We start from the raw sequence: 13,084 nt of genomic DNA on the forward strand, positions 1-13,084 counted from the left end.
TGGCGACCACCTCGACCGATCCGCGCCCAGCCCTCCACGTCCCCGGAAAGGGGTGAGGCAGGCCCCGTACGGGGATGAGTCAGTCCGCGTTGACGGAGACCGCTTGGACGACCTGGATGGGGTGACCCTCGGGGTCCTCGGCCCAGGCGATGACGAGTCTGTCGAGGAATGGGTGAGGTGGGTGCACGGGCGTGGCCCCGAGGTCGGCGAGCCGAGCGTAGGCGGCGCCGGCGTCGTGGGTCCACAGGATGACCGCGGCCCGCTGTCCCGTGGTGACCGGATCGAGGCCGTGGTCGAGCCGTGTCGTCTCCTCGGTGGCGAGGCCGAGGCGGTAGCCGTCAAGCTCGAGGTCCACGTGCACGGGCTCCTGGCCTGGGACGTCAGGAACGCGATAGACCTCGGTGAAGCCGATGACCGAGTAGAAGGCGAGGGCCCGCTCGATGTCGCGCACGAACAGGACGATCTGCGGGTTCGAGAACAGGGTCATGGGGCCACCTGGAGGTCCTCGCCGGCATCGGGTGCGACCGCGGTGGCCTTGGCCACGAGCTCGACGAGGTTGCGGTCCGGGTCGCGCAGCAGGGCGTTTCGGTTGTTGTTCCCGGCGGCGTGAGGCGCTGTGACCACAACGGCCCCGGCCCTGGTCGCGGCCTCGAACGCAGCGTCGAGGTCGTGGACCCACAGCACCAGGCAACCGGACGGGCACCGGGGGTGGGGTCGATGCCTTGGTGATCCCGAGCGGCCTGGCTGGTGGACAACGCGATCTGCATGGTGCCGGAGGCCAGCTCGACGTGGGCGGGGTCGTCCGTGGGGGACGCGGAAGGTCTCGCGGAAGCCGAGGGCTTCGGCGTAGAAGCGCAGGGCCCGGGGCATGTCGTCGGTGTAGAGGTTGATGAAGCCGCTCTGGATCATCGTGGTCCTCCTTCGCCGGAGCCGGCTGGGTGGTCGGTGGTCCCGCGGTGCGGGTCGGTGGGGGTCTCGCCCGATCCGGCGATCACGCCACGGCAGGTTCGAGCGCCTAGGCGAGGGCCCTCTCGGCGCCGCGCGCACGCGCGGATGGTCGTCGTTCGCCAGCAGGAGTATGGCGGTCTCAGCCTCCGAGGTGCCGAGCCGGCCAGGATGGCGGTGCACCGGCGGATCGTCTCGTCGGGCCCCACCGTTCGGCAGCGGCAGCCACCCACCGTCGTGGCGTCGTCTCCTGGGCCACGGTCAGCGGATCAGGCAGAAGGGATGCCCCGCGGGGTCGAGGTAGACGCGGAAAGCGCCGTCCTTCGAGGGCTGGTGCGGGTGCCGCGTGGCGCCCAGGGCGAGCACCTCGGGCTCGGCGGCGTCGATGTCCGCCACGCAGAAGTCGAGGTGGAGCTGCTGGGGGTGCGTGCTGCCCGGCCAGGTCGGAGCTGTGTAGTCGTCGACGCGTTGGAAGGCCAGCGAGGTTCGACCGTCGGGGTTGTTCGGCGACACCCCGCCACCCGGCGGGACCAGGGTGGTGAAATCCTCGTCGGAGCCGTCCTGGGCGGGCCAGCCGAGCAGCTGGGAGTAGAACGTGCTCAGCGCCGTGACGTCGGGGCAGTCCAGGACGATCAGGTCCAGCCTCGCTGACAGAGTCATCAGGCCATGCAACCATCCGCCCGGCGCCCGGTCCACAGGTGGACGGGGCGCCGCGTCATCGGCAGGAGCGCGGACTCGGCCACTTCCCCTGGCGTCGCCGGCCCCGTCGGTCACAGGCCGAGGTAGTGCTCCAGACCCACGGTCACGCCGGGGTGCTCCGCCACGCGACGCACGCCCTCGACCACGCCAGGCATGAAGGACACCCGGTCGAAGGAGTCGTGCCGGATCGTCAGCATCTCCCCCTCGCCGCCGAGCAGCACCTCCTGGTGCGCCACCAGCCCGCGCAGTCGGACCGAGTGCACCGGCACCCCGTGCACCCGCGCGCCGCGGGCCCCATCCGGGTCGTGCTCGGTCGCGTCGGGGATCGGCGCGAGGCCGGCCTCCTCGCGGGCGGCGCCGATCAGGTCGGCGGTGCGGGCGGCCGTGCCGGAGGGGGCGTCCACCTTGCGCGGGTGGTGCAGCTCGACGACCTCGACCGACTCGTAGAACCGCGCCGCCCGGGCGGCGAAGCTCATCATCAGGATCGCACCGATGGCGAAGTTGGGGGCGATGAGCACCCCGGTGCCCTCGGGCGCCGCCTCGACCTGCTCGCGCAGCGTCGCGAGGCGCTCCTCGCTCCAGCCGGTGGTCCCGACCACGCAGTGCACCCCCCGCTCGACGCAGTGGGCGACGTTGGCGGGCGAGGCATCCGGGATCGAGAACTCCACGACCACGTCGGCACCGCCAAGGTCGCCGAGGTCGTCGCCCTGGTCGAACCGGCCCACCAGCTCCAGACCCGTCGCGGCCTCGACCGCGTCGCACACCGTGGAGCCCATGCGCCCGGAGGCGCCGATGACGGAGACCTTGATCGTGTCGCTCATGCGGCCAGCCTAGGCCCGCGAGTCACCCGCTCGGCGCGGGCGACGGCATCCGGTCGACGGACGGGTGCGCGACGCCCCCGCTCCCCCGCCCCTCGGGGTCGAGACATCCCTCGACCCCGAGGTGACGGTTCAGATCCCCTGGAAGGTCGCGTCCAGGGTCACGCCCTCGACCGGGCGGTAGCGCAGGGGGAGGCCGGCGGCCTGGGTCGGGGTGGCGCCGACCTTGCGCAGGAAGGGAGCCAGGGCGGGCCGACCGGACGCCGTGAGTCCGACCCGCCCGACCTTGACGGCGTGGCTGCGAGTCGCGGACAGCCGGTAGACGTCGTAGCCCGTGACCTTTCCTCCGGCGTTCCACGCCGCCACCGGCAGGTAGGCGTCGGCGCCGCGGATCCCCACCACCTCGGTGACGGGGTCGGGGCCGGTGACGGACGCCGTGGTCCGCCCGGACCGTGCGGACACCAGGTCCACGTTGCCCGTGCGGTTGTGCCAGGTGGTGACCGCCAGGTGGTCGTTGCCCAGCCAGGCCTGCACCGCGGAGGTGTCCGAGAGCGCCGTGGGCGCTCGGTCGTCCGAGCCGGCATCGACCTCGACGGGAGCCTGGCTCAGGACCTTCAGCGCGGTCAGGGTGCTGGTGACCGGCCCCACGCGCACGGAGGAGGTGGCGAACCCGTCCCGGTCGAAGTCCGGCTCCTGCACGGTGACGGCGATCCGTCGGCCGTCGGGCGAGACCCGTGCCGTCGTGACATACGGCATGACCTCGGTCACCGCGCCGTTCTTGATGCGCAGCAGCGTGGTGTCGTAGTACTTCGCCCCGTGCTCGACGACCCACACCGAGCCGTCCCCGGCGATGGTGGCGTCGGCGAAGTGGCCGAAGCCTGCGAGCGGTCGGGTCACCAGCGTCGCCGTGGTCACGCCGGTCGCCCGGTCGACCAGCTGCAACCGGGCCGTCCCCCGGGAGCGGGTGGCGACCAGGTATGACGTCTTGACGCTGGGGGTCACTGCGCGAGCCGTCGCCACGGTCGTGGTCGTGGCGGGCGCTGCCACAGCGGTCGGCCCGGTCGGTGTGCCCCCCATGGGCAGGGTCACGGCGGCGGCGGTGGCGACGATGGTGGTGATGATGCGAGGCATGATGGCTCCTGATGGTCGGCGCCCTCCCCCCTGGTGGGCGTCCATCGCCAGGATGGGGCTCGGATCCCCAGATGCACCAGGCCCATTCGACAAATGACGCGAGCGGGTCAGGCAGGAGATGCCCCGCCGTGACCAGGACGGCGCCCGACACGCCACCGCGGTGACCACCCGCTCGTCACCGACCGGGTGAGCCTCGGCGCGGGCGTCGCCGCGGCACCGGCCGGGTCTCCGCCTCCAGGTCCTCCAGCGTCCGCTCGAAGGACACGTCGACCTGCTGGAAGCCCTTGAGCCGGTTGGCGTTGACCAGACCCTCGTAGTACTTCTTGTCGGCGTCGGTCAGGTCGACGTTGTCGGTGAACACCGTGAGCAGGGCCCGCGGGTACAGGTGCTTGGCGAGCACGACGTTGAGCTCGATCGCCAGCACCACCCCGCACGACGCCAGGAAGCCCCAACCGAGCAGACCGAGGACGAGCGCGAAGACGCCGTACGCGTCGCTGGATCCCTTGACGACGAAGCTCACGTAGGCCGTCCCGATGCTCTGCAGCACCTGCCACCACAGGGCCGACAGCAGCGCGCCCGGGATCGACCGCCGCCAGCGCATCGGGTGCGCCGTCGCGATCCGGAAGATCAGCAGGAAGATCCCGGCGTTGAGCAGCACGGTGAGCGCGGTGAGCGCCCAGCCACCTCCGGACCCCAGGTCCAGGCCGTAGGCCGAGGCCGAGCTGGCGATCCCGGACAGCACGGTCGTCACCAGCAGGAAGAGCCCCGCCGTGACGATCAGCAGCAGCGACCGGCCCCGCGAGACGACGGGATTGGGTCGCCGATTGCGTGGCACCGCCCAGCAGACGTTGAGGGCATTCTGCAGGGCCTGCCCCACCCCGAGCGCACCGTAGAGCGCGATCGTCAGACCGATCGCGATGGCCTTGCCGTCACCGTGCAGGCTCTGGGCGGTCAGCTGGGTCCCGATGACCGGGAACTGGCTCAGCGCCGACTCCATGATCCGGTGCTCGATCGTGGGATGTCCCTGCAGGACGAAGCCGAGGATCGACGACAGCAGCAGGAGCAGCGGGAAGGCCGACAGGAAGCCGTAGTACGTCAGCAGGGCCGCCAGGTAGGGCCCCTGGTCGTCGAAGAACTTGTAGACGACCGCGAGCGGGAACCCCACCGATCGGTGTCGACGCTGGAAGCGGTCCACCTTGTCCACGATCGCCACGGACGCTCCCTTCTCCCGGCGTCATTGTGCCCGACTCAGCGTGAAGCCCGGTGCACCCGTCGCGACGGCCGGTCGAGGGAGCCCGCCCGCGGTCCTCGTCGCCGGCTCAGCCCTGGAGGTCCGGCCCCGGCTGCGCCCGCCCCTGCTGCGGGCCTCGACCGGTCACCTGCTGCAGGCGGTCGATGTGCTCGGACGCCTCGGCCTTGGTGAGGTCGGCCGGGATCTGCTCGCCGGCCTCGCGGGCGAGGGAGTCCAGGAAGGCCTTCTGCGCCTCGGTGGCCGGCTGGTCACCGGTCACCCAGGTCTCAGGGTCCTTGATCGGCGCCCCGGCGGGGCCGCTGCCCGCGCCGAGCATCTCCTGCCGGCCGCCCTGGCCCTGGCCGCCCTGGGGAGCGGCCTGCTGCTCGGCCTGCCGCTGCACGTCCGGGCGGCGTGCGGCCGCCTGCTGGTTGCCCTGGGCCGCGAAGCCCTCCTGGGTGAGGCTCGGACCGCCCACGGGCGGGGCCGCGTCGTCGACCCCGGTCTGCTCGGCGCCCGTCTGGGAGCTCGCCGGGCCACGCTGGCCGCGCTCGGCGTCGTCCGGCAGGACCTGCTCGGCGGGCGGCGGCACCTCCTCGTAGGGCGGCTCGTCCATCGGGGGGATCTGGGGCTGCTGGTCGCTCATGACCCACGCCATACCCACTCCTGCCGCGGTCATCACCCTCGGCGGCAGCACGCCGTATGCCGGATCTGGCCGGCCCCCACCAGGAACCGGCCAGATCGGTGCAGCCCTCGGTCAGCGCAGCGCGAGCGTCGGGTAGTGCGTGCTCAGCATCGTGTCGACCCAGGAGCGCAGCTGCTCCTTGGTCGAGGGGCCCTCCAGGGCGGCGAGGTCCTGGATCTTGCCGTTGTAGAAGACCACCATCTTCGGCGCGTCGGTCACCTCCACGCCGTGCTCCTCGAGCAGCGACGCGGCGTCCTCGTCCTCCAGGTCGACGTTGGCCAGCGTCCACTTGCCTCCGTCACCGTTCACCATCTCGGCCGCGACCTTGCCCTGCTCGGCAGACGCCTGGTCAGAGCCGTCCCGATGCGCCCGGACGGCGACCGGGTGGCGCTTGGAGATGGCGGTGATCTGGTCCCACGCAGCGGCGTCCTTGAGCTCGACGACCGCCGGGTCGCTGGCCGGGGCCTCGCCCTGCGCGACCTTGTCCAGCCAGTCCGTCACCTGCTGGGTGTCACCCTCGAAGCCCGAGCGTCGCGCCAGCTCCTTGCCGTCCTTGACGGCGACGAGGGTCGGGAACCAGGGGTTGTCGTACTTCTTCCACAGCTGCGGGAACTGGGTGCCGTCGAGACGGGTGTACTGCCACTTCCCGGCGTCCTTGCGGTACTTCTCGTCCAGGACCGGCGCGATCTTGAGGCACGGATCGCACTTGTCCTTGGAGAAGTCGATGACGACCGTGCGCTTCTTCGACTCGGCCATCACGGCCTCCTCGAAGTTCTGGTCGGTCAGCTGGACGGCGCCGGGGGGCAGCGCGGGCAGGGTGCCGTCGGAGGGGCTGTCGGTCGGTGCCGCGGTCGGCCCGTCCGTGGGGGCGGAGGTCGGCTCGTCGGACGGGGCGGAGGTCGGCTCGTCGGTCGGCCCGTCCGTAGGTGCCGCAGTCGGCTCCGCCGTCGGGTCGTCGCCCGGACCGTAGGCCTTCGTCACGGACGAGACCCACTCGCGGGTGCCGCTCTCGCCGGCCCAGCCCGCCATCCGGCCCGGGTCCTGCATCTCGCCGGACCGCCCGAAGGGCACCATGGTCGGGTAGCCGTCGACGCCGAACTCCTTCTCGGCCCCGCCTGCCTTGTCGACGTCGATGATCGCGAGGATCCAGGCGCCCTTGTCGTCGGCGTTGTACCTGCGGATGACGGGGTCGAGCTTCTTGCAGTAGCCGCACCAGGAGGGAGCGGTGACGACGAAGACGACCGGCTTGGTGCGGGCCATCTCCTTGACCTGGGCCAGGTTGCTCGCGTCGACGTCGATGACCGACTGGTCGGCGCGCAGCGCCGTGGCCGGCCGGTGAGCCGCGCCCGCCTGCACGGCGAGGGCCGAGGGGCGGGCCGATGCGGGACACGTGGTGTCGTGAGGGGCGGCGACCGCGGTCGGGACGAGACCAGCACTGACGGCGACCGCCAGTACGCCCCCGGCGAGAGCACGGCTCGTCGACGGGCGAGGGCAGGGTGTGCGCACAAGAACTCCTGTGTCGGTGCCGCGCCGGGTGCGCGGCAGGGGATCGGGCGGCAGCGGCGCGCACGCGAGGTGCGGGGCGGCGCCGAACGGTCGTCAAGGTAGCCCTGCCGCCAGCCGATTACCAGGCTCCAGAGGAGATTTCGTGCGACACCCTGACCTGTCCGGGTCTCCTGGCACGCAGCGTGGACCAGACCTCTACGAGGGGCAGACCACCCTGTCCATGCACCATCACGGCCAGTCATCCTCGAGGCGGTGGCAGGCGCACGACCGTCCGGGTATGCCGGCAGGGCCGGCCACCCGTGGGGTGACCGGCCCTGCCGTTCGGGCAACGCCGCGGCTCAGGCGTCCTCGGAGGTCGCCGTCGCCTCGTTGCCGTCCGCCACGGCCTCGACGACCTGGTCGGCCGCCGGGGTGCCCGCGCCCTCCTCGGTGGCCTCCGGACGACGACGGCGGCTGCGGGAGCGCGAGCGACGCTCACCCTCCCCGTCCTCGTCGTCACGACGCTCACGACGGGGGCGCTCACGCCGCTCGCCGCGGTCCTCGCGGTCCCCGCGCTCGGTGCGCTCGCCGCGGTCGGTGCGCTCACCGCGGTCGGAGGAGCCCTGCTCGGAAGCAGCGGCAGCCGCAGCCGCCGCCTGCTCCTCGGTCAGGACCGCCGCCAGGGAGAGCTTGCCGCGCGGGTCGATCTCCTTGAGCTCGACCTGGACCTTCTGGCCCACGCCGAGGACGTCCTCGACCGCGTCGATGCGCTTGCCACCGACGAGCTTGCGCACCTCGGAGATGTGCAGCAGACCGTCCTTGCCCGGCAGCAGGGAGACGAAGGCGCCGAAGGTGGTGGTCTTGACGACGGTGCCCAGGAACCGCTCCCCGATCTCCGGCATCTGCGGGTTGGCGATGGCGTTGACCGCAGCCCGGGCCGCCTCGGCGGAGGGGCCGTCGGTGGCGCCGATGTAGACCGTGCCGTCGTCCTCGATGGAGATGTCGGCGCCGGTCTCCTCCTGGATCTGGTTGATCATCTTGCCCTTGGGCCCGATGACCTCGCCGATCTTGTCGACGGGCACCTGCACCGCGATGACGCGCGGGGCGTAGGGGCTCATCTCGTCCGGCACGTCGATGGCCTCGGCCATGACGTCCAGGATGTGCAGGCGCGCGTCGCGGGCCTGGGTCAGCGCGCCGGCCAGCACGGAGGCCGGGATGCCGTCGAGCTTGGTGTCGAGCTGGATGGCGGTGACGAACTCCTTGGTGCCGGCGACCTTGAAGTCCATGTCGCCGAAGGCGTCCTCGGCCCCGAGGATGTCGGTGAGCGCGGCGTACTGCGTCTCGCCGTCGATCTCCGCCGAGACCAGACCCATGGCGATGCCGGCGACGGGTGCACGCAGCGGCACACCGGCGTTGAGCAGCGACAGGGTGGACGCGCAGACCGAGCCCATCGAGGTGGAGCCGTTGGAGCCCAGCGCCTCGGAGACCTGACGGATCGCGTAGGGGAACTCCTCGCGCGTCGGGAGCACCGGCATCAGCGCACGCTCGGCGAGGGCGCCGTGGCCGATCTCGCGACGCTTCGGCGAGCCGACGCGCCCGGTCTCACCGGTGGAGAACGGCGGGAAGTTGTAGTTGTGCATGTAGCGCCGACGCGTGACCGGGCTGAGCGAGTCGATCTGCTGCTCCATGCGCAGCATGTTGAGCGTGGTGACACCCATGATCTGGGTCTCGCCGCGCTCGAAGATCGCCGAGCCGTGGACGCGCGGCAGCACCTCGACCTCGGCCGACAGGGCCCGGATGTCCGCCAGACCGCGCCCGTCGATGCGGACCTTGTCGCGCAGGATGCGCTCGCGGACGAGCTTCTTCTGCACGGAGCGGTAGGCCGCGGAGATCTCCTTCTCCCGGCCCTCGAAGGGCTTGCCTTCGCCGGCCAGGTCCGCCTTGAGGCGGTCCTTGAGCTCGTCGAGCTTGTCCTCGCGCTCCTGCTTGCCCGCGATGGCGAGCAGCGGCTTGAGCTCGCCCTCGGCGGCCTGCTCCACCGCGGTGTAGGCGTCGTCCTGGTAGTCCAGGAAGATCGGGAAGTCCTGCACCGGCTTGGCGGCCTGCGCGGCCAGCTCCTCCTGCGCGGTGCACAGGACGGCGATGAACTTCTTGGCGGCCTCCAGGCCCTGGGCGACGATCTCCTCGGTCGGGGCCTGCTTGCCCTCGGTCCGGATCAGGTCCCAGGTGAACTCGGTAGACTCGGCCTCGACCATCATGATCGCGACGTCGTCGCCGTCCTTGGTGGTCACCTTGCGCCCGGCGACGACCATGTCGAAGACGGAGCGCTCGATGTCGGAGAAGTTGGGGAACGCGACCCACTCGCCGTCGATCAGGGAGACGCGGACGCCACCGACCGGGCCGGAGAACGGCAGCCCGGAGATCTGGGTGGACGCGGAGGCGGCGTTGATGGCCAGCACGTCGTACTGGTGGTCCGGGTGGATCGACAGCACCGTGATGACGACCTGGACCTCGTTGCGCAGCCCCTTCGTGAAGGTCGGGCGCAGCGGGCGGTCGATCAGTCGGCAGGTGAGGATGGCGTCCGTGCCCGGACGGCCCTCGCGACGGAAGAACGAGCCGGGGATGCGACCCGCGGCATACATCCGCTCCTCGACGTCGACGGTGAGGGGGAAGAAGTCGAACTGGTCCTTGGGGGACTTGCCGGCCACGGTGGTGGACAGCAGGGTGGTCTCGTCGTCCAGGTAGGCGACGACGGCGCCGCCGGCCTGCTTGGCCAGTCGGCCGGTCTCGAAGCGGACCGTGCGGGTGCCGAAGCGGCCGTTGTCGATGACGGCTTCGGCGAACGTGATGTCTGGACCCTCCATGGGTCCTCCTATCTCTTGCTCTGCGCGCACCACATCGTCGTTGTGCGGGCGCGGTCTTCCTCATGGCGACCTGGTCGCCTCGCCCAGGATAGGGCTTGCCGACGTCGTGACCCTCCAGGCAGGCCGAAGGGAGCGGCCCGCAGCGGGCCGCTCCCTTCATGCCAGGTCACGGACTAGCGACGCAGACCCAGACGCTTGATCAGCGCGCGGTAGCGCTCGATGTCGGTCGCCTCGAGGTAGCGCAGCATGCGCTTGCGGCGGCCGACGAGCAGGAGCAGACCACGACGGGAGTGGTGGTCGTGCTTGTGCGCCCGCGCGTGCTCGGTGAGGTCCTTGATGCGCTGCGTGAGCATCGCGATCTGGACCTCGGGGGAACCGGTGTCGCCCTCGTGGGTGGCGTACTCGGTCATGATCTTCTGCTTGACGTCAGCATCCAGGGGCACTGAGCGACTCCTTGTCCTAACAGCGCGGTGCCTCGGGGCTCGTCCCCGAGGCGCTCTCCATCCGCGGCCGGTCCACGGCAAGGATCCACGGTAGCAGCGCCGGGCTTCCCCTCCCTAATCCTCCCCGGGCGCCCGGCGGCGAGGGCGCCGCGGTCCCGCCGGGGACCCGCCGGGCCGAGCGCCCGGCCACCTGGTCGCTGCGGCTTCGGACATCGCCCGCCGCTCCGACCTGCCGCTCTATAGTGCTGATGTCCGTCATCACCCGCTCGCGGGATCACTCCTACCCAAGGTGACGGTCGGACACATCACCGGCACCGGCACCCAGGGGTTTCATGAGCGGCAGCACGTCCGACCTCGCGGCGCGCGACCACGTCGTGGCCCCGGTCGTCCTGGCCCGCTCCCCCGAGCCGCAGGCGCCCGCACCGCCACGCGCGGCCTACCTCGCCCTGACCACCGTGCTCGCCGTGGGGGCCGCGGCCGCCCTGGTGGTCCTCCCCCACGGGTCCCCGCTGGAGACCTCGCGCACCTACCTCGCCGGGCTGGTGCTCGTCGCCGCCGTGGCGCCGGTCCTGCACAGCCGTGTCGTCCGTCTCGCCGGCAGCGGGGTCACCGACCCTCCAGAGTCGCTCGTCACCCTGCCCCTGCTGCTCGTGGCCCCGCTGCCCGGCTACGTGCTCGCGATGGCCTGGGTCTGTCTGTGCACCTGCGTGCGGCTGCGGGTCCGGCCCATCCACACGACCTTCAACCTGGCGGGCACGGCCGCGACCTCCGTGCTCACCGCGGTGACCTACCACGACCTCGTCGCCCCCGGCGGCGGGCTGACGCCCCGCACGGTGGCCGCCACCCTGCTCGCGGTCGGCATCGGTGCCCTCACCATGGAGCTGCTGGTCTGGCTCGCGTTCCGCCTCGACGGCGTACGGACCGGGGCCCCGAGCCTGGCCACCGCCCCGCTGCGCACCCTCCCGGTCCTCGTCGGCGTGGGCCTGGCGCTGTGCTCCGTGGCGCTGGCGAGCAGCACCTCGACCCTCGGGGCCGTCCTCGGGGTCGCCCTGCTGGGCATCGTGGTGAGCCACCTGGCCGTGAGCGCGCGCGCCGCGCACCAGCGCTGGCTGACCGAGCAGCTCTACCAGGCCAGCGAGCGGCTGCGTGCCCTGGCGCACCGCGAGGAGGTCCCGGAGGCGCTCGCCAAGGAGCTGGCCACCTTGTGGCACGCCGGCACCTGGTCGGTGACCGATCGTCCCCCCCACGACGGGGAGTCCTACCGTGTCGTCCCCGGGGTGTATGCCGCCGTGACCCCCGGCCGCGGCACGGTGGCGGGCCTGACCCGACCGACGGCGACCTCCCTGGTCGACACCGCGGCCGAGGTGATGAGGTCCCTGGACATCGAGCAGGAGCTGCGGCTGCAGGCCACCCGCGACGCGCTCACCGGGCTGGGCTCCCGGCACCGGCTCTGGGAGGCGCTGGACCAGCGGCTGCCCGAGGCGGACGTGGCCTCACCCCTGGTCCTGATGTCCGTCGACGTGGACAGCTTCAAGGCCATCAACGACACCTACGGGCACGTCATCGGCGACCAGCTCCTCGTCGCGGTGGCGGCGCGGCTCGACCGGTGGGCAGGCGCGGACGACGTCGTGGCCCGGATGGCCGGGGACGAGTTCCTGGTGCTCGGCGCCTCCGACGGCACCACCGCGGACCTGCGCCGCGCGCACACCCTGCAGCAGGCCCTGTCCGAGCCGTTCACGCTGGGACACAACGTGCTGCAGATCACCTGCTCCATCGGCGTGCACCACGTCGACCGGAGCGTGGACCGCGGCGACGCGCTGTCGGCGGCCGACGCAGCCCTGGTCCGGGCCAAGCGCTCGGGCCGGGGCACGGTCGCGCTCGCCACCGAGGAGGTCGTCGGCGACGCCCGGCGGCTGCTGCGCCTGAACGCCGAGCTGCGGGCCGCCATGCACCAGGGCGAGTTCACGCTGCACTACCAACCGATGGTGGACGCGGTCAGCGGACGGCCGACGGCCGTGGAGGCGCTGCTGCGCTGGGAACGCGACGGGGTGCCGCTGATGGGGCCCGCCGAGTTCATCCCGTACGCCGAGGAGAGCGGCCTCATCTCCGCGATCGGGCGCTGGGTGCTGCACCGTGCCTGTCAGGACGTCCACGTCTGGAACCAGACCCATCGCCCGGCGGACCCGCTGCGGGTGAGCGTCAACATCTCGACCGTGCACATCGCCCAGCCCGACTTCGTCGCCGAGGTGGCGGCGATCCTGGACGAGACCCGCCTGCCTGCCGAGCTGCTCATCCTCGAGGTCACCGAGACCTTCGCCATGCTCGACCTGGCGGCCTCGGTCGACACCGTGGCCGCGCTCCGACGGCTCGGGGTCGCGCTGTGGCTCGACGACTTCGGGACCGGCTACTCCTCCCTGGAGTACCTGCGCCAGCTGCCCGTCGAGGTCGTCAAGCTCGACCGGTCCTTCCTCACCGACATCGGCAGCGACTCGGGTGCGCGGGGGTTCCTGGAGGCGATCGTCCACCTGTGCCGGTCCATCGGCCGCGAGCCGCTCGCCGAGGGCGTGGAGCTGCCGGAGCAACGGACGATCCTCGCGGACCTGGGCTGCACCGCCATGCAGGGCTATCTCTTCGCGCGGCCGACGACGCTGGACCGGCTCACCCCGCGGCTGCTGGAGCCGGGGGGCGCGGACGGCCGGTCGGCCTGAGCGGGGCACGAGGCCCATCGCCCCCGGGCCGGTCGACCACAGGACGCTCGGGTGCGCCAGGTCGAGCGGTCAGGC

The 13,084-nt window shown here is 72.0% G+C and carries 11 protein-coding genes; 1 reads left to right on the forward strand and 10 read right to left on the reverse strand.

Translation table 11 applies throughout. The annotated features are described in order from the left end of the window. Window positions 1-79: 79 nt before the first annotated feature. The 10 genes from ACK2IS_RS11135 to rpsO all read right to left on the reverse strand — a co-directional run bounded on the left by ACK2IS_RS11135 (window position 80) and on the right by rpsO (window position 10,301). Window positions 80-487, reverse strand: coding sequence for a VOC family protein (locus ACK2IS_RS11135; RefSeq protein ID WP_409483399.1), 408 nt, complete (start codon window positions 485-487; stop codon window positions 80-82). Beyond that, entirely contained in the window at window positions 484-909 is a 426-nt protein-coding gene (locus tag ACK2IS_RS11140; RefSeq protein WP_409483400.1) for a VOC family protein, read from the reverse strand. Before ACK2IS_RS11140 ends, ACK2IS_RS11135 begins: the two co-directional genes overlap by 4 nt. Window positions 910-1,206: 297 nt before the next feature. After that, window positions 1,207-1,605, reverse strand: a complete 399-nt coding sequence (locus tag ACK2IS_RS11145) for a VOC family protein (protein ID WP_409483401.1) — start codon at window positions 1,603-1,605, stop codon at window positions 1,207-1,209. Window positions 1,606-1,715: 110 nt separating this feature from the next. Continuing rightward, window positions 1,716-2,465: a 4-hydroxy-tetrahydrodipicolinate reductase gene (gene dapB, locus ACK2IS_RS11150; protein WP_409483402.1), complete on the reverse strand. Its 750-nt coding sequence runs from the start codon at window positions 2,463-2,465 to the stop codon at window positions 1,716-1,718. 129 nt (window positions 2,466-2,594) lie between these two features. Then, the gene (locus ACK2IS_RS11155) at window positions 2,595-3,593 is read right to left on the reverse strand and encodes a hypothetical protein (protein WP_409483403.1); all 999 of its coding nucleotides are present in this window, start codon (window positions 3,591-3,593) and stop codon (window positions 2,595-2,597) included. Window positions 3,594-3,768: 175 nt separating this feature from the next. Next, the gene (locus ACK2IS_RS11160) at window positions 3,769-4,806 is read right to left on the reverse strand and encodes a YihY/virulence factor BrkB family protein (protein WP_409483404.1); all 1,038 of its coding nucleotides are present in this window, start codon (window positions 4,804-4,806) and stop codon (window positions 3,769-3,771) included. Window positions 4,807-4,912: 106 nt separating this feature from the next. Further along, a complete protein-coding gene (locus ACK2IS_RS11165; RefSeq protein ID WP_409483405.1) occupies window positions 4,913-5,470 on the reverse strand; it encodes a DUF3072 domain-containing protein in 558 nt (185 codons plus the stop codon). A 111-nt stretch (window positions 5,471-5,581) separates the two neighbouring features. After that, window positions 5,582-7,015, reverse strand: coding sequence for a thioredoxin domain-containing protein (locus tag ACK2IS_RS11170; protein WP_409483406.1), 1,434 nt, complete (start codon window positions 7,013-7,015; stop codon window positions 5,582-5,584). Between the two features lie 338 nt (window positions 7,016-7,353). Next, on the reverse strand, window positions 7,354-9,858 hold the full coding sequence (locus tag ACK2IS_RS11175; protein ID WP_409483407.1) for a polyribonucleotide nucleotidyltransferase: 2,505 nt from the start codon (window positions 9,856-9,858) through the stop codon (window positions 7,354-7,356). Window positions 9,859-10,031: 173 nt separating this feature from the next. Beyond that, the gene (rpsO, locus tag ACK2IS_RS11180; RefSeq protein ID WP_241452338.1) at window positions 10,032-10,301 is read right to left on the reverse strand and encodes a 30S ribosomal protein S15; all 270 of its coding nucleotides are present in this window, start codon (window positions 10,299-10,301) and stop codon (window positions 10,032-10,034) included. Between the two features lie 332 nt (window positions 10,302-10,633). Here rpsO and ACK2IS_RS11185 point away from each other — a divergent pair, with 332 nt between their 5' ends. Further along, window positions 10,634-13,009 (forward strand): putative bifunctional diguanylate cyclase/phosphodiesterase, encoded by a 2,376-nt coding sequence (locus ACK2IS_RS11185; RefSeq protein WP_409483408.1) that lies wholly within the window; start codon window positions 10,634-10,636, stop codon window positions 13,007-13,009. Window positions 13,010-13,084 lie beyond the last annotated feature (75 nt).

It is taken from the genome of Arsenicicoccus dermatophilus (assembly GCF_046267915.1).
In the GTDB taxonomy this organism is placed as follows: Bacteria; Actinomycetota; Actinomycetes; order Actinomycetales; family Dermatophilaceae; genus Arsenicicoccus; species Arsenicicoccus dermatophilus_A.